This is a genomic window from Massilia sp. YIM B02769 (assembly GCF_030411995.1).
Lineage (GTDB): Bacteria > Pseudomonadota > Gammaproteobacteria > Burkholderiales > Burkholderiaceae_D > Telluria.
This window is the reverse complement of record NZ_JASNRC010000002.1, coordinates 485,896-505,521: the sequence shown is the minus strand read 5'-3', so window position 1 is coordinate 505,521 and position 19,626 is coordinate 485,896. Positions and strand designations below refer to the sequence as shown.

Here is a 19,626-nt window from a genome sequence, read left to right as displayed (position 1 = left end):
TGCTGCTTATTTGTTGCCGAAGGTCGGGCTGTCGGCCTGCGGCGTCGGCGTCACGTAGGAACGCTGGTAGTTCGCTTGTGCGGCGACGGCGGCGACACCATCGCTGCCGGTATCGGCGTGCGGCTGCGGCGCCACGATCTGGCTGGCCATGATGGCGCGCACCTGGGTACCGTGGCCCAGCGGGCCGTAGAAGGCGCAGCCGGAGAGCGCCGCGAACAGCAGGAGGGTCGAGATGCGTTTCATGGCTTGTCCTTGGTGGCAGCGTTGTTGGCAGGAGCGGGATAACCCTCATGGGTGCCGCCCAGCAGGAACTGGGCGCGGCTCGGCTGCACGTAGCCGTCGGTCGGCAGCGCCGGGGTTTCTTCCATCGGCTTGGCCAGGTGCGGCGTCACGATGAAGACCAGTTCGGTGCGGTCGTTCTGGAAGTCGCTGCTGCGGAACAGGGCGCCCAGCACCGGCATCTCGCCGAGGAAGGGGAAGCGTTTGATGTTGCTGGTCACGTTATTGCGAATCAGACCGCCGATGGCGAAGCTCTGGCCATCCTGCAGTTGCACCGTGGTGGTGGCGCGGCGGGTGGTAAAGGCCGGCAGAATCGCGGTGGCGTTGCTGTTACCGGCGCTCACGCCGATGCCTTCGCGGTTCAGTTCCGACACTTCCGGCGCCACGCGCAGGTTGATGCGGCCGCCACCCAGCACCGTCGGGGTGAACTTCACCGCCACGCCGTATTCCTTTTCCTCGAGCGTGATGGTGTTGGCGCCGGCCAGGCCGGTCTGGGCCACCGGGATGAAGATCTTGCCGCCGGCGAGGAAGCTCGCTTCCTGGCCGCTGACAGCCATCACGGTCGGTTCGGCCAGGATTTTCACCAGGCCGTCGCGGTTTTCGCCGTCGATGCCGAACTGCTTGGTCACCACGCCGCCGACGGTCTTCACGCCGCCGATCACGCCGCTGCCGGTGAGCAGGTTCGAGGCGATGTTATAGGACCAGCTGCCGTTGGTGCGCGCGAAGCCGGCGTTGGCGCCGAACTGGTCGACCAGCGACTTCGAGATCTCGGCAATCTTCACTTCCAGCAGCACCTGCTGGGGCGCGGCGATCGACATCATGTTGATGACGCCGGCGTTGGCAGGCGCAGATGCGGCGGCAGGGGCGGGCGCGGCCACGCCGGCCGGCGCCGGGGTGCCGGCTGCGGCTGCGGCAGGCACGCTGCTTTCCTTGTACGCCGTGGCCAGGGCGATGAGCTGGCTGGCCACGGCCGCATCCGACACCATGCCCGACAGGATCAGGGTGGTGCCGCTGCTGCCGATGCGCACGTCCTTCTCTTGCGGGAACAGGGCGTCGAACTGGGCGCGCAATGGGGCGGTGTCGAGGCCGACGTTCAGGTCGATCACGGTCGAGCGGCCATCGCGGCTGGAGACGATCAGATTGGTCGAGCCGACGCTGCGCGCCACGATCACCACTTCGTTCGGGCTCGGCACCACCACGTTGGCCACGCCAGGCGCACCGACGGTGACTTGCGACGCCGGCGAGCAGAAGTGCTTGATGACCGATTTGCCGAGCACCAGGTCGAAGCGGCGGGCGGTGTCGCCAGTGCCGCGCAGGTCGATGCAATCGGCCGGGGCGGCGTGGCCGGCCTGGGCGGACAGCAGCAGGGCGGCAGCCAGCAGGGTCTTGTCGTTCAGGAGAGTCATGGTGTTCTTCAGTTGAATGCTTGCGGGGCGGCGTCGAGGCCGCGGATCACGAGGACGCCGTCGTTGCGCGGCGCGGCCGGACGTGGACGCACAGGGGCCGGGGCAGCTTGGACGACAGGCGCGGGGGCGGCCACCGGCGCGGGCGCAGGCTTCGCTTCAGGCAGCCCGAGCACCGATTCGCGGGTGGCGCCGGCGGTATTCGCAGGCTGCGGGTCGACCTGGTTGCGCAACACCAGCGACAGCGTACCGATGCTGCGCGCCAGGTCGAGCTTTTCCACCTGGTCCGGCGACAGCTCCAGCGTCACGGCGTTCACCACGCGCGGCTTCGAATCGTCGCGGTTCGACTCCTGGGCCACGGCCAGCACCAGGATGCGTTCCAGGACGATCTTCGAGATCGACGGCGAGCGCGTGCCGTTGTCCGTCGACGTGCTTTCCAGGTTGACCAGGATGTCGACGAAGTTGCCGGGCAGGGCGAAACCGGCCACGCCGATCACGTCGTTCACGCGCACCGTCATGGCGCGCTTGCCGCTGGAGACCACGGCGGACAGGCCGCCCATGGTGCCTGGCGGCGCCAGTTTCGATTCCAGTACCGGTTCGCCGCGCGCGACGTCGCTGCGCACGATGCGGCCTTCCAGCTGCTTCAGGTCGGTGATGGCGCCGGGCGGCACCGAACCCACTGGCCACTCGGCCAGCTGCAGCTGTTCCGGCGCCAGGCGCGCGCCCTGCACGATGTCGGCGGTGGCCACGGCCACGCGGGTGCCGGACACGCCCTGGTCGCCCATCCACTTGGCGGCGACCAGCACCGAGGCCAGGGCCAGGAACAGGGCCACGCCGATGATCGGCAGTGCTTTCGTATTGCGCATCAGAGTTTCTCCATGGTGCCGCCCGTGCGGCGGTCGGTGTCAGGCGTGACGCCGGGCGTCGCGCCGGCGGCAAAGTAATTGGTCCAGGCCCAGTCGATGGCCTCGCGGCTCAGTTCCGGTGCGCGCTCCTCGAAGCGGGCCAGGTCGCGCAGCTGGCGCAGCAGGTCGCGCGGATGGCAGGCCAGCAGCGGCACGCCGGCGGCGCGGTGGCGCTCGACCAGGTAGTCGAACAACTGCGCCAGCAGGCCAGGGTCCGGCGCCAGGCCGACCGTGGCGCAGGCCTGCGCGAACAGGCAGGCGTATTCGTCCTTGGTGGCCGGCGGCACCTCGATCTTGTAGCCGAGGCGGCGCAGGAAGGCGCCGTCCGACAGGCGCTGCGGCACGAAGTTCGACGAGAACACGACGATCACGTCGAAGGGCACCTGGAAGCCGTGGCCGGTGTGCAGGGTCAGGTGGTCGACGCCGCGGTCCATCGGCACGATCCAGCGGTTCATCAGCGCGTCGGGCGTGCAGCGCTGGCGGCCCAGGTCGTCGATGATGAAAATGCCGTTGTTCGATTTCAGGTGCGGCGGCGCCACGTACAGGCGGGTGTGCGGGTCGAAACGCAGGTCGAGCATGTCGAGCGTGAGTTCGCCGCCGACCAGCGCCGCCGGGCGGCGCAGGCCGCGTACCCAGCGCATGTCGGGGGCGCTGCCGCGATCGATGCCGAGGGCCGCCGGCGCCTCGTCGCCCGCCGCGCGGTGCTGCACGCTGTCGTGCAGCGGGATCGCTTCGCCGTCGACCATCAGCGCGTACGGCAAGGCGATCTCGCCGTCGAGCAGGTCGCGCAGGCGCTCGGCCAGGTAGCTCTTGCCGCTGCCGGCCAGGCCGTGCAGGAAGATGGCGCGGCCCGAATTCATGGCGGCGCCGAGCTGGTCGAGCACGCGCGGATTGACGACGATGCCGTCGAAGACCGCGTTCATGCGGGCGCGCGTGACCTGCAGGGCTGCCACGCTCTGGGCCTGGACCTGCGCCGTGTAGGCGGCCAGGGTCACCGGCGCCGGGCCGGCGTAGGCATTGCGCGCCAGAACCGCCGCGGCGCGCGCGCGGCCGGCTTCGGTGAGTCCGTAGGCCAGGTCGGCGTCGGTGCCGCTGGCGCCGGAGCGCACCACTTCGATCAGCTTTTCGGTGCGCAGGAAGGCCACCAGCGGGTCGATCACGCCGACGCCCAGTTTCAGGTGCTGGGCCAGTTCCGGCAGGCGCAGTTGGCCGCGCTGGTGCAGGACCTTGGCGGTCAGCTCGGCCAGGAACAGGAAGGGCAGGCCGGTTTCCTCGACCGTGCGCGGTGCGCGCTGGTCGGCCGGGGCAGGGGCGAGTGGCGTGGTCATAACGGAAGGCTCCCGAAGGCGTGCAGCCACAGCGCGCTGGCGGCGCTGGCCGTGGCGATGGCGATGGCGTAGGGCAGGCGGCCGCTGGCGGCGGCGGGCGCGGCCACCAGTGGACGGCCGCCCAGCGCCGTCATGCCGGTGAAGGCGGCCATGCGGCAGGCGTTGGCCAGCAGGGGTTTGAGCTGGCCCTGGCAGGCGGCAAATACCAGTGCCAGCAGGCCGCCGGCGGCGAGGGTGAACAGCGACACCGCCAGGATCTGGCCGGCGCCAACAAAGGCGCCCACCATGGCCAGCAGCTTGACGTCGCCCGCGCCCATCAGGCGCAGCGCGTACAGCGGCAGCAGGACGGCCAGGCCGATCGCCAGGCCGCCGAGCGCGGACAGGATGCCCAGCCCTCCCGGCTGCGCGCCGAACAGGCCCGCGCCGGCAGGCAGCAGGGCATGCAGGGCCAGCGCCGCCAGCGCACCGGGAAAGACGACGGCGTTCGGGATGCGGCGCGCGCGCACGTCGTGCCAGACGGCGGCGGCGAGCAGAGCAAGCAGGAGCAGGAGGGGAAGAGTGGACACGGTGAATGCGGTATCTGGCGAAAAAAAATCCGGAACGGGAAGAGACCGTTCCGGATCGGCGGCGCCCGCGGGCGCCGGGGGCATTACTTGACGGTGGTCGAGATCTTGTTGGCCAGCGCGGTGAACAGCGAGCTGATGTTGCCGCCCAGCAGGGTCACGGCGGTGATGATGACGCCGGCGATCAGCGAAGCGATCAGGGCGTATTCGATTGCGGTGACGCCGTCTTCTTCTTTGATGAAGTTTTTGATGAAGTTCATTTGCTAGTCCTTGGATAAAAAGAGTGATTGTTTTCGGCTTATGCGCTCGTCCATACGGCCAACGCCGCGATGAAGACGACAACTGCCACCAGGGCGATCAACACCACATACGACATGGCCGGCGTACCGCTGCGTTCGTACTGCTGTTCCGGACTGTCTTCCTTGTCGTACACGTTTGCTCCTGGGCTGTTTATCGCGGCACCGCATGTTTCGAGGCGCAGCGCATAGGTAGAATCTTAAGGATTTGCCGGAATTCGCGAATCCGTCAAATCTCCCCTTTTTCGTAGGAGGGTGTGCCATGCCAGTCTGGGACATATGTCCTAGATGACGGCTTTTTGGGCGCGGATGTGGCCGTAGGGTGGACGGCTATGCCGTCCACGCGTGGATCGTTATCGGCTTCGTGTTCGGGTGCGATGATCTTGCCGCCAACGATCGACGCGTGGACGGGGAACCCGTCCACCCTACGAAGCAGAGGCCGTAGCCGCAGGATCAGGACAACCCGTGCCGGGTCGCGTAGACATACAGCTCGAGCCGGTTGGCGACGTCGAGCTTCTGGTAGATGGCGGTGAGGTGGTTGCGCAGGGTGCGCTCGGAGATGAAGGCGCGTTCGGCCAGCTCCTTGTTCAGGGCGCCCTTGCCCTGGACGATCATGCCGATCACTTCGCGCTCGCGCGCAGTCAGCGTGGCGATGCGGCGCGCATCGGGATCGTCGCGCGGCGCCGGCGCCGTCAACTGGCCGAGCAGGGCCTGCATCAGCGCCGGCTCCAGCCAGTATTCGCCGCCATGCACCTTGCGCACGGCGGCCAGCACGTCCTCGGTCGGCGCTTCCTTGCTGACCACGCCGCGCGCGCCCAGCTTGACGGCCGAGGCCAGCGTGGACTGGTCGCGGTTCGCGCTCAGGATCACGGCGCGCGTGACGCCGTTGGACAGCAGTTGCGGCAGGATGTCGAGCGAGCTGCTGCCCTTCAGGTCGAGGTCGAGCAGCACGATGTCGGGTTGCAGCTCGGCGCACAGCGCGGTGGCCTGGGCCGGCTCGCCGGCGCTGCCGACCAGCTCGAAGGCGGCGCCTTCAGCCTGGACCAGGCGCTCCAGGCCCCACAGCATGGTCTTGTGGTCGTCGACCAGCAGGATACGGATACCCATGTTTCTCCTTTGTGTCTGATTCAGATCGGCACGCGCACGCGCAGCACGGTCTGCCCGGCGCCGGCGTCGATGACCAGGGTGCCGCCCAGGGCGTCCACACGCTGGGCGATCGAGCGCGGCGCGAACGCCTCCTTGTAAGCATGCCCGTCGGCCGGGTTGGCGATGTCGATCACGAGTTGCCCGCCTTCCTGGGCCAGCAGTACCTGCGCGCTGCGCGCCCGGGTGTGCTTGCAGATGTTGCTGACGCCTTCGGTCACGATCTGGAATACCTCGGCCGCCAGGCGGTCGTTGATTCCGGGGGCGCCTGCGGCATCGAGCGTAACATGCACGTCGTAGAAGGCGCGCACCTGGTTCAGCTGGCGCTGCAGGGCCAGCAGCAATTCCGGCTGCTCCTGGCGGCCGTTGCGGAAGCGCTGCGCAAATTCGCGCATGTCGCCGATCACGCCGCTGCACATGGCCATCAGGCGTTCCAGGTCGGGCGCGACCGTGTTGTCGTCGCCGGCCTGCTGGCGGATCGCCGCCACCGCATGGCGCAGGCCGATGTAGGGCTGGATGGTGCTGTCGTGCAGGTCGCGCGCGATGGTCTGGCGCTCGCGGAAGGCGGCGTCCGAGGCCAGGCGGTCGAGCAGGTCGATGGTCTCGATGACCGGGAAGGCCTGCTGTGCGATGTGGTTCAGGAAGGTGGCGTCGGCGCGCTTCAGGCCCGGCGCCGAGGTCACGAAGATACGGCCGCTGCCCTTGCGCAGCGGGAGCGAGGCGCTGATGAAGGCGCCGGTGTCGAGCAGGTCGGCGATCTGGACACAAGTGTCCATGTCCATGCCCGCCCACGCGCCGGCGTCCGGCGCCAGCGTCTCGGCGCGCGCGGTGCCCGGCATGCGCAGGCGCCCTTCGCCGCGGTACAGGACGGCGCCGCCACCGGGCGCCAGCAAGGGCGCCACCGCCGCCTCGTCGACGTGCAGGCGGCTCACCGCGCGCCCGCTACGCGGATGGTGCACGGTGTTCAGGATCCAGCCGCCCTGCGGGTCTTCCATCAGCAGCACGCAGGTGCTGCCGCCATAGAAGCGCAGGATCTTGGCCATCAGCGAATCGAGCGTGTGCTGCACGCCGAAGCGCGGGTTCGACAGGCGGCTGACGTCGCGCAGCAGTGCCAGGCGGCGGCGCTGGTCGACCGACAGGCCGCCCCAGAACGCGATCATGTAGCCCAGCGCGAGCAGGAAGGTCGAGCGCAGCAGCAGCAGGTGCAGGGTGTGCGTGCCCTGGGTACTCAGCACGGCGACCGCGACCACCGCCACCGCGCCCAGCGTCAGGCGCGCGCCGGCATCGAAGCCGTGGCGGAACGAGGCCGCCAGGATCGCGAAGAAGAAGAACGAAAAGAAGGGGCTCGGTGCGCCGCCGCTGGCGTACACCATCAGGCCATACCAGCCGATATCGACCCAGTAGATCACCGGGCCGTGCCAGAAGCCGGCGCGCGAGCGCGCCACCACCAGCAGCGTCAGGCTGTGCGCCACGTAGGCCACGAAGATCAGCCATGACCACTTGCCGGGCAGGCGCACGCTGTCGGCGCCGATGTGCAGGGTCAGCACCGCCGACACCGCCAGCAGCAGGCGCATGCCGAACACCATCCAGGCTTCGGCATCGGGGGAGGCTGCCGCCGTGGCAGCGGAAGCCGGGCGCGACGGCGTGCGGGCGAAGGACGGAAGGAGGGGGAAGACGATGCTTTGAAGCCAGCTCATGTTGTTCTGTACCGACAGCAATCAAAAAATTGATGAAATTAATTAACGGCGCTTAAATCTTGCCCTGTAGAATCTCCAAGCTTAACGCATGCGCCCATAAAAACCTATTTCAATACAGCAAAAATGAAACCATCAGGCCTTCGCCGTCAGTCTGGCGCCACAATCGTCGAGATGGCGATCGTGGCCCCGGTCTTTTTGCTGATCTTGCTGGCGCTGGTCGAATTCAGCATGATGTTCTTCGCCACCCTGACGATGCAGTACGCGGTGCGCGAAGGCGCGCGCTACGCGATCACGGGCCAGAGCAACCTCGACCCGAACACCGGCAGCCAGCAGCGCTACAACGCCGTCATCCAGAGCATCCGCGACAGTTCGCTCGGCATGTACGACAAGCTGGCGCCGACCATTTCGGTGAACGGCAAGTCCTACGCCAGCAACGCCTACACCAGCGGCATGTTCGGCACCGCCGGCAGCATCATCGTGCTGCAGCTCGACTGCGACTGGATCGTGACGACCCCGCTGCTGTCGTCGTTCTTCAAGGACGGAAAGTACCACTTCGCGGTGGCGGCCACCATGCGCAATGAGTACTTCCCATGAAGCGATCCCTACGCCAGGGCGGCCTGGCCGCCGTCGAATTCGCCTTGCTGCTGCCGATGCTCCTGCTGCTCCTGTTCGGCATGATCGACGCCGGCCGCGCGCTGCAGGCCAACATCATCATGACCAACATCGGCCGCGAAGGCGCCAACCTGGTCGCGCGCGGCAGCACCCAGCTGGAAACCGGCAGCCAGGACATCATCTACGCGCTGATGGCCAGCGCGCCGCCGCTCAACGTCAACCAGCAGGGCATGGTCTACATCACCCGCGTGATGGGCGTGGCGAGCGGCGGCGTATCGCGCAGCGTGGTGCTCGACCAGTACCGCTGGGACGACGCCGGCCGTAACCTCGGTTTCCGCGCCAGCGGCTACGCCCCGACCAGCAAGGTATATGGCTGCACCTCGTGGAACGCCGGCCTGTGCACCAGCGTGAGCAGCAAGTCGCGCCCGGCCACCACCGTCATGGACGGCAAGCTGAGCGACGGCGAAGTGGTGTACGTGGTCGAGACCTTCTACCGCTTCGACATGCTGCTTCCTACCTACACCGTCGCCAACCTCGGCCTGCCCACTTTCGGGCCGGACCTGTACTCGATCACGGTCTTCTGACATGCGCACACCGATTCGCCGCGAGCGCGGCGCCGTTCTCATCATGGTCGCCGTGGCGATGCTGGTCCTGCTGGCCCTGGTCGGCCTGGTGGTCGACGGCGGCCTGGCCTACCTGGTCAAGGCGCGCTTGAACGCCGCCGTCGACTCCGCCGCGCTGGCCGGCGCCCGCGCTATTCCCGAAGGGACGACCAAGGATGAGCAGGCCGCCGCTGCGCGCGCCGCCGCCGCCGATTTCTTTGCCGCGAACATCCCGAGCAATTACCTGCTGTCCTCGCCCAAGCTGCTGTCGACGGACGTGTCCTTCGACACCGGCCGCGTGACCATCGATGTGCGCGCCGAGGCGCCGATGCTGGTGTCGTTCATGCGCGTGCTGGGCTTTACCTCGCTGACGCCGGTGGCGTATGCGCAGACCATCCGCAAGGATCTGGACATGGCCTTCGTGGTCGATACCTCGGGCTCGTTGTATGACAATCGCACGGCGGTAAAGGCCTCGGCAAAAAGCTTCCTGAACAAGTTCAACGTGACTCAGGACCGGGTCAGCCTGATCCACTTCGCCTATGGCGCCGAGGTCGATAACGCGATGAACGGGACGAAGCGCGGTTTCGACCGCGCTGCGATGGTGAGCAGTATCGACAGCTATGTCTTCGACGGCAGCACGGCGTCGGTGGAGGGCATGTGGCAGGCGCGCAATGAACTGAACAAGGTGCCGCAGCTGAACCGCTCGAGCCTGCGCGTGATCGTGTTCTTTTCGGACGGCGAACCGACTGCCCTGGGCGCGCAGCTGCCATTCAAGGTCGCCACCGATTGCAGCAAGCCGGGCGTCTTCGATAAAGGCTTCAATGGCCTGTATGACCTGAACAGCAGTGCACGCGTCGCGCTCACCGGCTGCGATGTCGAGCGCCGCGGCAGCATATCGAACACCATCTCCAGGCTGCCGGACTTCTACAACGCCCACGACAACCTGCGCGAATTCCCGATCGTGACGAGCGGCTCGGGCGTGCGCACCGTCACGTCCGACCTGTCGACCTCCAGCGCCGCCCAGCGCAACATCGACCGCGCCGCCCGCAACCTGCCCGAAGCCATCGCCGCCAAGGCGCGCGACGAGGGCATCTACGTGTTCACGCTCGGCATGGGCGCCTCGCTGAAAGCGAAGAGCGGCGTCGACAACGAGGTTGGCGAGAACGTCCTGAAGTGCATGGCCAACGTCGCCGACGCGCCATCGACCTGCTACAACCCCGACAAGCCGGTCGGCATGTACTGCTACGCCGCCACCGAGGCCGACCTGACACCCTGCTTCTCGCGCCTGGCCTCGGCGATCCTGCGCATCTCCAAATAACAGCCGGGGTCAGGTCTGACATTCGGACACGAGCTCTGCTTTGTCGCCGGTTCCTGCGTGGATAGGACGACCTTTACTGCAAAGTACGGATGAGGTCGTGTCCGAATGTCAGACCTGACCCCCGCTGTGACACCCGCTATGGGTTATGGCGTTGCCAGGATTTCGCGAATGGCCGCGGCCACGATGTCGGGATGGGTCACCTGCATCTGGTGCGAGGCGTCGGCCACCACCGTCTTCGCCTTCGGATACATCCCGCGTACGAAAGCGCGGGTCTCGTCGTCGAAGTTGAAGGCGCCGAAATCGACGGCGATCGCGGTCGACGACAGCGGCTTGTTCACCAGGCGGATGATGGGCTTGTCGTCGATGCGCGGCAGGGCGGCCACCATTTCGCCGGTTTCCCAGATGCTGTCGATCTCGTCGCGCACCGTGCGCGAAAAGAACAGCCACTTGCCGGCGCGGGTGTACAGCGGGAACTCCTGCGGTTTCTTCACCACGCGCGGATACAGCGCATCGACCAGCACCAGGCCTTTTACTTCCTCGGGATAGCGGCGCGCGAACAGCTGCATGTACAGGCCGCCGAGCGAATGGCCGACCAGCACATACGGCGGCGGCAGGTTCTTGTGGCGCAGGTTGGCGCGCAGTTGCTCGACGATGGTGGCGCCGTCGCGCGGCGCGTCGACCGCCTCGCTGTTGGCGTAGCCGGGACGGTTGTAGGCGAACACGGTGGCGCTGTCCTTGATCCCGTCGAGCACCTTGTCCCAGCCGGCGATGGTGGCGCGCGAGCCGTTTTCGAAGACCACGGTGACCTTGGCCGACGGATTGCGGATGGTGAGCGATTCGAGCTTGCGGCCGTCGACGGTGTCGGTGCGCGCGCGTTCGATGGCGGCCGATGCGGGCGGCGCCATCAGGGTCAGCGAGCAGGAGAGGGCGGCGAGGAAGAGGGCGGCGAGGAAGAGGCGGGCAAAAGGCGTCATGGCGGTTGTCGTGAACGATGATGGAAAACCCCATGCTCGCCGTCGCGCGACATGCGGTCATGCCGCTTGCGACGAACGGCAAGCCGAGGCGACGGATGGCAAGCGCCGCGCCGGCGGCAAGTTTCTAGCGTGCAGGCAATGTAGCGCTGGCATTTGAACGGCTATGCGAGCATGGAATGCACTCCAGTCAGCTCGACTTTGCCGAAAGGATCGACCCAAATGAAGCACGACGAAGCGCCGCGCCGGGACTTCCTGCGCTATGTGGGCACGCTTGCCGCCCTGTCCGCACCCGCCATGGGGGCCGCCGCGGCCGAGAAGGACCGCGTCACCTTCCCGCCGATCGAGGCGAAAAGCGAAAAGCCCGAGAAGACCGAACCGCCCGGCGATCCGATAAACGAGCGGGTCGGCATCGCCATCGTCGGCGTCGGCCGCATTTCGGTGAACGAGGTGCTGCCCGCTTTCGCGCAGAGCAAGCACACCGGGCCGGTGGCGCTGGTCAGCGGCGATCGCGCCAAGGCCCTCAAGATCGCGCGCCAGTACGACATCCCGGAAAGCGCGGTGCTCGACTACCGCGACTACGACAAGCTGGCCAGCATGCCCGAAGTGCAGGGCGTGTACATCGCACTGCCGAACAGCATGCACGCCGAGTACACCATCCGCGCCGCGCGCGCCGGCAAGCACGTACTGTGCGAAAAGCCGATGGCGAACACGGTGGCCGAATGCCAGAGCATGATCGACGCTTGTAAGCAGGCCAAGCGCAAGCTGATGATCGCCTACCGCCGCCAGTACGCGCCGGTCGAGCGCACGCTGGTGAAGATGATCCGCGAGAAGAAGCTGGGCGAGCTGCGCGAGTTCGTGTCCTGCAATTCGCAGCACATGGCCGATCCGCAGCACTGGCGCCTGAAACGCGCCCTGGCCGGCGGCGGCGCGCTGCCGGACGTGGGCCTGTACTGCATCAACGAGGCGCGCTTCCTGAGCGGCGAAGAGCCGGTGGAAGTGATCGGCCATACGTATGCGACGCCGGGCGACGCGCGCTTCAGGGAGGTCGAGGAATCCTGCCAGTTCACGCTGCGCTTCCCGAGCGGCTTCATCGCCACCTGCTCGACCGGCTACAGCTCGCACAAGTCGCAGATGTTCCGCCTGAACGGCACCACCGCGTATGCCGAGATGAACCCGGCCTATGCCTACAACGGCAACAAGCTGCGCATCTCGCGCGTGGAAGGCGGCAAGGAACAGGGCAGGGAGCAGACCGCCGAGATCGGGGTCGAGGAAGAGAACCAGTTCGCCAAGGAGCTGGACCACTTCGCCCAGTGCGTGCGGCAGGACAAGCAGCCGCATACGCCGGGCGAGGAGGGGCTGCAGGACCAGCGCATCATCGAGGCGATCTATGCGTCGGCGAAGAGCGGGCGAGCGGTGAAGTTGTCGCCGCCGCCCGGCAAGACGCGCGGGCCGGAGCCGCAGGAGGCGTAGCGCTGGTAATTATCGGAGTCGCAAGCGTTCGAATCGGTAGGGTGGGCGCCCCGTGCCCACGCGTGACGTTAGCATGGTGATGGCCTGAAGTAGGCCAACCATTCGCAACGTTTACTACGAACGCCAGCGTTCGCGGCTTCGGCATTCAGCAATAACTATTCCGCAGAAGGTATTCGCGTCAGTCGAAGCCGCGTACCGGGAAACTCGCATCACGCTGGATCCAGTTGCGCGGCGAGTACGTGGTCGCCGCATCGGTCGCATGCAGCGTGAACGCATGGCGCGACACCGGTGAACGGTTCGGCGCGCTGTAGTGCGGCAGCAGGCCGTGGAAGCAGACAAGCGTCCCCGCCTCCGCTTCCAGCGGCACGGCGGTGCTGTCATCCGGCCACGGCGTGCTGTCCAGCTTTTCCATGTGGATGCGGTCGCCGTCGCGCAGGAAGCGCTCGCGCAGCGGGCCGCGGTGGCCGCCCGGCTCGGCCCACAGGCAGCCGTTATCGACGGTGGCGTCTTCCAGTGCGAACCAGAAGGTGGTCACGCTGATCGGCGTGGAGTCGAAGAAGGTCGCATCCTGGTGCCAGCGCACTTCGCCACCGATGCCGGGCTGCTTGAAGATGTACATCGACTGCCACACTTGCGGCTTCGCTAAACCCAGGTCGCGCGCCACGGCCGCCAGTTTCGGGTCGCGCGTAAACCGCTCGAACACCTGGTCGAGGTCGTGCATGGCATGGCCGATCTTGTTGATCGACAGCGCCTTGGCCTGGCGCAGCTGGCCGTCCGGCCCGAAGGCCTCTTCCTCGAAGAAGCAGCGCACCGTGTTGTCCGAGCCGAGGAACCAGTCATCGCTGGCGCGTTCCTGGTCACGCGTGGTGAAGATGGCGCGCGATTGGCTGGGGTCGAAGGCGTCGACGATGTCCTCGGCACGCCGGCGCAGCGCGGCGATCTCGTCGAGGGACTTGAAGTTGGGGAGGACGATGAAGCCGTCGCGCTCGAAGCCGGCGCGCTGTTCGGGTGTCAGCATGGTGTGCGGTCGTGAAAAAGAATCGGTGAGCGGTCGGCGGGGAGCATGGATCAGGACCCAGCCGCTTGCTGGTTGTCGAGCGTGAGCGTGAACGAGGTGCGCCCGCCGCTGGAGGCCACGTCGATCCTGCCGCCATGCGCACGGGCGATCTGGTCGACGATGTACAGGCCCAGGCCCAGTCCTTCGCTGCCCGCACGCGAGGCGGCGCGCCAGTACGGCTTGAACAGCTGGTCGATCACATCCTGCGGCAGTTCGGCGCCTTCGTTCGATACCGTCAGCACGAACTTGCCGTCGCCGTCGCGCGCTTCCACCTGCACCGGCGCCCCGGCGCTGCCGTGCACCAGCGCGTTGGCGAGCAGGTTCGACAGCAGTTGCGCCAGGCGTTCGGGGTCGCAATGCAGGCAGAGCAGGGGTGGGATGGTGGCCGTGATGGCGCGCTCCGGGTGCATGCCGCGCATTTCGTCGACCACCTGCTCCAGCGTCAGGTGCACGTTGTCGTGCCGGCGCAGTTGCAGGCGGATGCCGCTGCCCATGCGGCCGCGCGTGAAATCCATGACATCGTCGACCAGGGCCGACATGCGCAGCGCGCTGCGACGGATGCGCTCGACGATCGGGCGCAGCGCCGGGTCGTTCAATTTCAGTGCCAGCAGTTCCGTCCCCAGCGTGATCGAACCGAGCGGCGTGCGCAGGTCGTGGCCGAGCACGGCGATGAATTGCTCGCGCAGTTCGGCCGTCTCGCGTTCGGACAGCAGGTCGGAACGGGTGGCCTGCTGGCGCGTTTCGGCATCGAGCTGCTTCGAGATCAGCTCGGCGAACAGGTGCAGGGTCGAGACGGTGACCGGGTCGGACAGCTTCACCGGTTTCGGATCGAGTCCGCACAGGGTGCCGAAGTAGCGGCCGTCGGTGCGGAACACCGGAATCGAAAAATAGCTCTGGAAGCCGTAGATGCGCGGCGTGTGGTGTTCGGCGTACTGCGTGCTCTCGGCAACGTGGTCGATGATGACGGAGCGGCCGGTGTCGCGCACTTCCTCGCACAGCGTGGTGGTGACATCGAGCTCGTCGCCGGGCTTCAGGCCGAATTCGAGCTTGTCGAGCACGGCGCAGGTGATCCATGCGTCCTCGGTGACGTGGGCGATGCAGACGAAGCCCAGGCCGGTCATGGCGGCCACGGTTTCCAGGATCTTGGGTACGACGCCGATTGCCTGGATTTCGTCCACGCTCTTGCGAAGGTCTACTGCCATGCGCTTCCCCGGCGGCTGGTTGTGTTAACCCGGGATTCTAACACTGTCGTCTGCCGGGCCGGCGGTCCAGGCGCCGTCGGCATACACGCGTTCCTCGCCCAAATACACGGCATCGGTCACCACGAACACGTCGATGTGGTAGCGCGCATCCTTGCGCTTGAAGCCCGGCTTCGGGTACACGCCGTGCTTGGCGCCCAGCGACAAATGGATGCCGCACATGCGCTCGTAGGTGCCGATGTCGTCCACGCGGCGCTCGCGCGTAAAGGCGCGGTTCATGCCGAAGCCGAGTTCGCGCACCCATACCTCACCCTCGTCGGCGCGGATGTTGTCGAGCACCTGCTGGAAGGCCGGCGTCGCATTCTCGGTGCCGACCACGCGGCCCTTGTCGACGATGATCGTCACCGGCATGTCGGGCCGGTTCGAGCGGTAGTTGGTGTCACCGAACACGTGGATCTGCGCGCGCCCGCTCACCGCTTCCAGGTCGAGCGCCTCGGTGAAGACCTCGCCGATCGGGAACTGGCCGCCCACGTTATGCATCTCGCTGTAGTCGCCGATGTTCAGCTTGGCCGGCTCGAACGGGGAAGCAAACACCAGCTCCTCGCCGCCGCCCACCACGCGCGCCATAGGCGCCTGGTCGATCAGCGCTTTTAGCCCACGGCCCACGCCGCGGAAGTAGGCAGGCTCGTAGGCCAGCGCCTCGATGTAGTGCTCTGACTGCGATCCCGGCATGCGCGACAGGTGCACATGCTCGACCACCTTCAGTCCCAGCTTGAACAGTTCCACGCGGATGCGGAAAGCCTCCAAACGGAAGTTGGTCGACTGGACCAGCACCACCAGGTCTTTCGGCACCAGCGCACGAAAGCGGGCCAGCACCTCGTCGGGGCCCGTGCTGTCGAAGGCGACGAAGTCGGCGTCCGGCAGGTTGCGCCGGTAGGCTTCGACCAGGGCGCGCGCCAGGCCGGTGCGCTCGTCGTACACCACCAGTGCGCGCTGGGCCGGGCCGTGCTCGATGGCGTAGCCGAGGATGTCGCGCAGGTGGGCGGTGGCGGCATCGATGGCGTGCGCGGGCAGGTCGGGCGAGGCGATGTCGGCGGAAGCGGGCAGGGAAGTCATGGCGTGCGGCGTGAGGGGCATGTCGGATGCTGTCCATTATACGGTTCTGGTCCAAAGTTCCCCTCAACAGCGCATCTGTTGATCCTTGAAGTGCCGCCTCGCGCTACCGGCCGAATGGCGCGCCGTCGCCGCTATGGCAGCGTTATGATTTAGACAGAAATCAACACGTGCTGACATGCATATTTCATTCGACGGCGGAGCGCAATGACATACAGATGGGAAACGCCGTCCAGCATCTGGCTGGAGGACGAGAAAAGCGGACAGTTCGCGCTCGAGGCCACCGAGGGCCTGGGCCGCGTCGACTGGCAGGCGCATGCGCGCGGCCGGTTGCCCGACCTCGCCCACCTGCTCGGCGCCTCGCTGCCGGCGTCCTGCGCCTGCGCACCGATCTATCCCGAGGGCTTCGCCTTTTGCCCGACCTGTGGCCAGGCCCTGCACAAGCTGAGCGGCCGCGTGCTTCGCCAGCCCGACTGGTGGGGCGCATCCGGCGACCAGTCCTTGCCGCGCCACGTGCCGCACGGCTTGCCGGTGACCTCGCTACCCCTGGGCGACAGCCTGGAAGAACGCCCGGCGGCGCCGGCCGTCGGCCGCGCCGAACTGGCGATGCCGGTGCCGCCGAACGCGCATTGCGTGTTTGCCGCCGCCACCTGGGGCTTCCCCGAACAACGCCTGCTGGCCATCGCCCCGGCGCGCGGCGTGCTGCAATACTGGGACCCGCTGGCTCAGTTGTGGCACGTGATGGCCGCCGAGAACACCGCCAGCGAACTGCGTTTCAGCGCAGGCCAGTACGGCTGGCTGCCGGCCCTGAACCCAGCGCGTGGCGAAGTCGGCGTGGTGCCGACGGACGCTGGCCTGTCTCGCCTGTGGATCAACCCGGTGAACGAAAGCTACCGCCTGGAGCCCTTGTTCTCGGGCGCGCTCGCCGCGGCGCCGGGCGCGATGCGCCGCCACGTCGCTTGCCCCATCGTGGCCGAGGGCAGGCTGCAATTGCTGGCCACCGACAGCGATGTGGCGAACGGCGACATCCTGCCCTGCGACGATGCGCCCACAAGCGGCTGGATGCGTCCGATCGGCTACGACAACCGCCTGTTCTGGCTGCACGAGGGCGGGCAACTCGTGTGGCGGCCGGGCGAGATGCCGCGCTGGATGCCGTGGCCGGGCGGCTGGTCGCCCCGCCTGGAATTCGGCGGCCCCACGCAAAGCCGCGACGGCCGCCTGTGGCAGATCGGTCACGACGGCCAGGCCTATTCTTTCCTCGAACTCGGTGCAGAGCAACCGCAGCTGGAACCCATCGACGGCGCGCGCCTCGGCTTTGCCAACCTGCTGTTCCGCCGCGGCCATGCGGTGCTGGACGAACCCTGGTCGGCCGAACACGTCGAAGACGTGCATGAAGACGATACGCTGGTGCTGCCGCTGCTGCGCAGCTTCAACAACAACCGCAGCCAGCCGAGCGGCCTGGTGCTGCGCTTCCACAAGTACACCGGCCGCGCGGAAGAGGCGCTGACGGTGCGCACCATCGCGCGCACCACGATCGAATGGATCGGCAAGCGCAACGTGATCCTCGACGAAGTGGCGCGCCTCTCCCGCCCGCTCGAATGCGTGCCTTTCGTGTACGCCGGCGCGCTGTGGCTGCACCATCCCGACTGGAACGCAATGCGCGGCTGGCGCCTGGAAGCGCTGTCGTGAGCGCGCTCGTCTCCCGCATGCTGGTGACCATCGCGCTGCTGTGCGGTGTGCTGCCGGCCCATGCCACGCCCCAGGTCTTCCTGGTCCAGAACTCGGGCTGGATGGAGCCCTTCTACGCCGACCCGCAATCGCGCTTCAAGCCGCTGGTGACCGAACTGGCATTGGCGGTGGCGCAGCCGGGCGATGCACTGGTGCTGGCCGCCTTCAACCAGTCGCTGCCCGGCGCGCCGTCGCCGAAAGCGCTGATGTCCGCCAAGGTAGGCGAGGGCACCCGTGCCCAAGTGACGAAAGCGCTCGCTGGCCTCGACACCGCGCGCAAGCCCGGCGGCGCCCTGGCCGACACCGACCTCGGCGAAGCCGTGAGCGCCGCCATGACCCAGGCATTGGGTGGCAAGGACGGCATCGTCTGGCTGGTCACGAACAACCGCAACAGCCCGAACAACGACCAGGCCACGGCCCAGCGCAACCGCGAGTTCTATGAATTGATCCACCGCGGCGGCGCGATCCGCACGGCGCTCGCTTTCCCGCTACGGATGCAGGTACAGGGCGAGCATTACCGCGCGAACGGCCTGATGGTGTACGCCTTTGCGATTGGACCCACCGGGGCCCAGGCGCTGGAGCGCTTGCTGGCCAGCGGCAGCATTGCGAAGATTATTACCGAGCCGCCTGCGCGCCTGAAACCGCTGGACCGTAACACCGTGCGCCTGGTGCCGCGCAAGGTGGAAGATGCGCCCGGCGTGTCCTTCACGATGGCGCCGAACGGCGTACTACGCGCGGACGTGGCATCCGGTGCGGTGTCTCCATCCGCGAAGATCGGCTGGCACATCGAGAACACGATGTACCCCTACACCATCGCCAGCGCCACCCTGAGCGCACGCTCGAAGCTGGGCGGCGAAGACCGTCCCGTCACGCTGGGCGGCACGCGGGTAACGGCGCTGGCGCCGGGCAAGCCGCAGCCGCTGGCGTCGACCTTGCAGCTGCCGGTGGCGCAGTTGCCGAGCCAGTGGTCGATGGCGGCGATCAAGTCGGCCGGCTCGGCTTATGTGCTGCCGGGGACCATCGAAGTGCACCTGGCGGCGCAGAAGCTGAATCTGTCGGGCGCCTTCCGCGAGCGCATGGCGGCGCTGTTTCCGGGCGACCCGCTGCCGGACATCTTCATTCCGCCGGCCCAGGTGCAGGCCTCCACCGCCGTGCTGCCGATCGAGGTGCGCGTGCATTACGGGATGGCACCGCTGCTGGCGCTGGGCGGCGGCGTGCTGGCCCTGCTGGCGGCCGGCGGCGCGGCGGCATATGCCTGGATGCGGCCGCAGCGCGCCTACGTGACGGTCGAGGACGAACTGCGCACCATGCATGCGCGCGCCGGCGCCATTCAGCCGATTTACGACAAGGCGGGCAACGAAGTCGCGCGCCTGAAGACCACCCTGTTCGGCCACCAGCTGACGGACCTGCGCGAAGGTGCGCAGGTGCGCCTGGGCCGCTGAACTGAGCCCAAACAAAAGGAACCCATATGCAAGCGACTCCGACCACCACCCCATCCGGCGGCCAGGCCGACCCCGGCTTCAAGCTGCCCGAAGAGAAAAATGCACCCGATGCGGCGCTGCCCCAGACCACGCCCGAGACGGCGGGCGGCCCTGTTGAAGTGGTGCCCGGCCCCTTGCCGCCGGCCGCCACCGACACCTCCACGCGCGACCTGTCCATCGGCGCGGCCGTGTTCGTGGTGCTGCTGGTCGTGTACTTCTTTGTCCGCAACGCCTACGTGCACCACATGGTGGTGCGCCGCGTGGCGCCATCGACGGCGGGCAGCGCCGGCTGGCTGCTGTTCGTCGGCCTGGCTTTTCTTTCTGCCGCCGCGGTGCTGGCCATCATCAACGCCAGCCGCTACCTCACCTGGGGCGTGACCGCACCGCTGGTCGTGGTCGGCGCGGTGGCGCTGGTCGCCGCGCTCTTCATTGGCCGCCGCTGATAGGGAAGACATCGC

Annotated in this window: 20 protein-coding genes; 7 read left to right on the top strand and 13 right to left on the bottom strand. The window is 67.3% G+C overall.

Translation table 11 applies throughout. The annotated features are described in order from the left end of the window. Nucleotides 1-6 precede the first annotated feature (6 nt). The 9 genes from QPK31_RS04990 to QPK31_RS04950 form a co-directional block, all read right to left on the bottom strand. The gene (locus tag QPK31_RS04990; protein WP_290421836.1) at nucleotides 7-243 is read right to left on the bottom strand and encodes a hypothetical protein; all 237 of its coding nucleotides are present in this window, start codon (nucleotides 241-243) and stop codon (nucleotides 7-9) included. After that, nucleotides 240-1,685 carry a type II and III secretion system protein family protein gene (locus QPK31_RS04985; protein ID WP_290421835.1) on the bottom strand — a complete coding sequence of 482 codons (1,446 nt, stop codon included), beginning with the start codon at nucleotides 1,683-1,685 and terminating at the stop codon, nucleotides 240-242. Before QPK31_RS04985 ends, QPK31_RS04990 begins: the two co-directional genes overlap by 4 nt. An 8-nt stretch (nucleotides 1,686-1,693) precedes the next feature. Next, nucleotides 1,694-2,548 (bottom strand): Flp pilus assembly protein CpaB, encoded by an 855-nt coding sequence (cpaB, locus tag QPK31_RS04980; protein WP_290421834.1) that lies wholly within the window; start codon nucleotides 2,546-2,548, stop codon nucleotides 1,694-1,696. Then, nucleotides 2,548-3,915, bottom strand: a complete 1,368-nt coding sequence (locus QPK31_RS04975; protein WP_290421833.1) for an ATP-binding protein — start codon at nucleotides 3,913-3,915, stop codon at nucleotides 2,548-2,550. Before QPK31_RS04975 ends, cpaB begins: the two co-directional genes overlap by 1 nt. Then, entirely contained in the window at nucleotides 3,912-4,481 is a 570-nt protein-coding gene (locus QPK31_RS04970; protein ID WP_290421832.1) for a prepilin peptidase, read from the bottom strand. Before QPK31_RS04970 ends, QPK31_RS04975 begins: the two co-directional genes overlap by 4 nt. 83 nt (nucleotides 4,482-4,564) lie before the next feature. Next, nucleotides 4,565-4,738 (bottom strand): Flp family type IVb pilin, encoded by a 174-nt coding sequence (locus tag QPK31_RS04965; RefSeq protein WP_290421831.1) that lies wholly within the window; start codon nucleotides 4,736-4,738, stop codon nucleotides 4,565-4,567. Nucleotides 4,739-4,776: 38 nt separating this feature from the next. Beyond that, nucleotides 4,777-4,911 (bottom strand): hypothetical protein, encoded by a 135-nt coding sequence (locus QPK31_RS04960; RefSeq protein ID WP_290421830.1) that lies wholly within the window; start codon nucleotides 4,909-4,911, stop codon nucleotides 4,777-4,779. Nucleotides 4,912-5,227: 316 nt separating this feature from the next. Then, nucleotides 5,228-5,881, bottom strand: a complete 654-nt coding sequence (locus tag QPK31_RS04955) for a response regulator transcription factor (protein ID WP_290421829.1) — start codon at nucleotides 5,879-5,881, stop codon at nucleotides 5,228-5,230. Nucleotides 5,882-5,901: 20 nt separating this feature from the next. Next, nucleotides 5,902-7,614: a sensor histidine kinase gene (locus QPK31_RS04950; protein WP_290421828.1), complete on the bottom strand. Its 1,713-nt coding sequence runs from the start codon at nucleotides 7,612-7,614 to the stop codon at nucleotides 5,902-5,904. A gap of 123 nt (nucleotides 7,615-7,737) precedes the next feature. Here QPK31_RS04950 and QPK31_RS04945 point away from each other — a divergent pair, with 123 nt between their 5' ends. From QPK31_RS04945 to QPK31_RS04935, 3 genes are read left to right on the top strand one after another with little or no spacing between them, the layout of a single operon-like run. Continuing rightward, entirely contained in the window at nucleotides 7,738-8,208 is a 471-nt protein-coding gene (locus tag QPK31_RS04945) for a TadE/TadG family type IV pilus assembly protein (RefSeq protein ID WP_290421827.1), read from the top strand. Next, on the top strand, nucleotides 8,205-8,810 hold the full coding sequence (locus QPK31_RS04940) for a TadE/TadG family type IV pilus assembly protein (protein WP_290421826.1): 606 nt from the start codon (nucleotides 8,205-8,207) through the stop codon (nucleotides 8,808-8,810). Before QPK31_RS04945 ends, QPK31_RS04940 begins: the two co-directional genes overlap by 4 nt. A 1-nt stretch (nucleotide 8,811) precedes the next feature. Next, nucleotides 8,812-10,146, top strand: coding sequence for a VWA domain-containing protein (locus tag QPK31_RS04935; protein WP_290421825.1), 1,335 nt, complete (start codon nucleotides 8,812-8,814; stop codon nucleotides 10,144-10,146). 143 nt (nucleotides 10,147-10,289) lie between these two features. Here the strand turns inward: QPK31_RS04935 and QPK31_RS04930 are convergent, their stop codons facing one another. After that, entirely contained in the window at nucleotides 10,290-11,120 is an 831-nt protein-coding gene (locus QPK31_RS04930) for an alpha/beta fold hydrolase (RefSeq protein WP_290421824.1), read from the bottom strand. 219 nt (nucleotides 11,121-11,339) lie between these two features. On the opposite strand from QPK31_RS04930, the gene QPK31_RS04925 reads away from it, so the two are divergent. Beyond that, nucleotides 11,340-12,590, top strand: coding sequence for a Gfo/Idh/MocA family protein (locus tag QPK31_RS04925; protein WP_290421823.1), 1,251 nt, complete (start codon nucleotides 11,340-11,342; stop codon nucleotides 12,588-12,590). A gap of 178 nt (nucleotides 12,591-12,768) precedes the next feature. Here the strand turns inward: QPK31_RS04925 and QPK31_RS04920 are convergent, their stop codons facing one another. The 3 genes from QPK31_RS04920 to QPK31_RS04910 are packed head-to-tail and all read right to left on the bottom strand — an operon-like array spanning nucleotide 12,769 to nucleotide 15,962. Then, nucleotides 12,769-13,608 (bottom strand): phytanoyl-CoA dioxygenase family protein, encoded by an 840-nt coding sequence (locus QPK31_RS04920; protein WP_290421822.1) that lies wholly within the window; start codon nucleotides 13,606-13,608, stop codon nucleotides 12,769-12,771. A 50-nt stretch (nucleotides 13,609-13,658) separates the two neighbouring features. Continuing rightward, the gene (locus QPK31_RS04915; protein WP_290421821.1) at nucleotides 13,659-14,849 is read right to left on the bottom strand and encodes an ATP-binding protein; all 1,191 of its coding nucleotides are present in this window, start codon (nucleotides 14,847-14,849) and stop codon (nucleotides 13,659-13,661) included. Nucleotides 14,850-14,873: 24 nt separating this feature from the next. Continuing rightward, on the bottom strand, nucleotides 14,874-15,962 hold the full coding sequence (locus tag QPK31_RS04910) for a hypothetical protein (RefSeq protein ID WP_290421820.1): 1,089 nt from the start codon (nucleotides 15,960-15,962) through the stop codon (nucleotides 14,874-14,876). A 204-nt stretch (nucleotides 15,963-16,166) separates the two neighbouring features. Between QPK31_RS04910 and QPK31_RS04905 the strand changes: the two genes are divergently transcribed. From QPK31_RS04905 to QPK31_RS04895, 3 genes are read left to right on the top strand one after another with little or no spacing between them, the layout of a single operon-like run. Further along, the gene (locus QPK31_RS04905) at nucleotides 16,167-17,648 is read left to right on the top strand and encodes a hypothetical protein (RefSeq protein ID WP_290421819.1); all 1,482 of its coding nucleotides are present in this window, start codon (nucleotides 16,167-16,169) and stop codon (nucleotides 17,646-17,648) included. Next, nucleotides 17,645-19,129, top strand: coding sequence for a hypothetical protein (locus tag QPK31_RS04900; RefSeq protein ID WP_290421818.1), 1,485 nt, complete (start codon nucleotides 17,645-17,647; stop codon nucleotides 19,127-19,129). Before QPK31_RS04905 ends, QPK31_RS04900 begins: the two co-directional genes overlap by 4 nt. Before the next feature lie 26 nt (nucleotides 19,130-19,155). Further along, nucleotides 19,156-19,611, top strand: coding sequence for a hypothetical protein (locus QPK31_RS04895; protein ID WP_290421817.1), 456 nt, complete (start codon nucleotides 19,156-19,158; stop codon nucleotides 19,609-19,611). Nucleotides 19,612-19,626 lie beyond the last annotated feature (15 nt).

What these genes read in the sequence shown, in the direction of transcription:
- cpaB (WP_290421834.1), bottom strand. Translation starts at nt 2,548, where the DNA reads ATGCGCAATACGAAAGCACTGCCGATCATCGGCGTGGCCCTGTTCCTG.
- QPK31_RS04945 (WP_290421827.1), top strand. Translation starts at nt 7,738, where the DNA reads ATGAAACCATCAGGCCTTCGCCGTCAGTCTGGCGCCACAATCGTCGAG.
- QPK31_RS04925 (WP_290421823.1), top strand. Translation starts at nt 11,340, where the DNA reads ATGAAGCACGACGAAGCGCCGCGCCGGGACTTCCTGCGCTATGTGGGC.
- QPK31_RS04920 (WP_290421822.1), bottom strand. Translation starts at nt 13,608, where the DNA reads ATGCTGACACCCGAACAGCGCGCCGGCTTCGAGCGCGACGGCTTCATC.
- QPK31_RS04905 (WP_290421819.1), top strand. Translation starts at nt 16,167, where the DNA reads ATGACATACAGATGGGAAACGCCGTCCAGCATCTGGCTGGAGGACGAG.
- QPK31_RS04935 (WP_290421825.1), top strand. Translation starts at nt 8,812, where the DNA reads ATGCGCACACCGATTCGCCGCGAGCGCGGCGCCGTTCTCATCATGGTC.
- QPK31_RS04915 (WP_290421821.1), bottom strand. Translation starts at nt 14,849, where the DNA reads ATGGCAGTAGACCTTCGCAAGAGCGTGGACGAAATCCAGGCAATCGGC.
- QPK31_RS04955 (WP_290421829.1), bottom strand. Translation starts at nt 5,881, where the DNA reads ATGGGTATCCGTATCCTGCTGGTCGACGACCACAAGACCATGCTGTGG.
- QPK31_RS04895 (WP_290421817.1), top strand. Translation starts at nt 19,156, where the DNA reads ATGCAAGCGACTCCGACCACCACCCCATCCGGCGGCCAGGCCGACCCC.
- QPK31_RS04940 (WP_290421826.1), top strand. Translation starts at nt 8,205, where the DNA reads ATGAAGCGATCCCTACGCCAGGGCGGCCTGGCCGCCGTCGAATTCGCC.
- QPK31_RS04910 (WP_290421820.1), bottom strand. Translation starts at nt 15,962, where the DNA reads ATGACTTCCCTGCCCGCTTCCGCCGACATCGCCTCGCCCGACCTGCCC.
- QPK31_RS04930 (WP_290421824.1), bottom strand. Translation starts at nt 11,120, where the DNA reads ATGACGCCTTTTGCCCGCCTCTTCCTCGCCGCCCTCTTCCTCGCCGCC.
- QPK31_RS04965 (WP_290421831.1), bottom strand. Translation starts at nt 4,738, where the DNA reads ATGAACTTCATCAAAAACTTCATCAAAGAAGAAGACGGCGTCACCGCA.
- QPK31_RS04975 (WP_290421833.1), bottom strand. Translation starts at nt 3,915, where the DNA reads ATGACCACGCCACTCGCCCCTGCCCCGGCCGACCAGCGCGCACCGCGC.
- QPK31_RS04990 (WP_290421836.1), bottom strand. Translation starts at nt 243, where the DNA reads ATGAAACGCATCTCGACCCTCCTGCTGTTCGCGGCGCTCTCCGGCTGC.
- QPK31_RS04985 (WP_290421835.1), bottom strand. Translation starts at nt 1,685, where the DNA reads ATGACTCTCCTGAACGACAAGACCCTGCTGGCTGCCGCCCTGCTGCTG.
- QPK31_RS04950 (WP_290421828.1), bottom strand. Translation starts at nt 7,614, where the DNA reads ATGAGCTGGCTTCAAAGCATCGTCTTCCCCCTCCTTCCGTCCTTCGCC.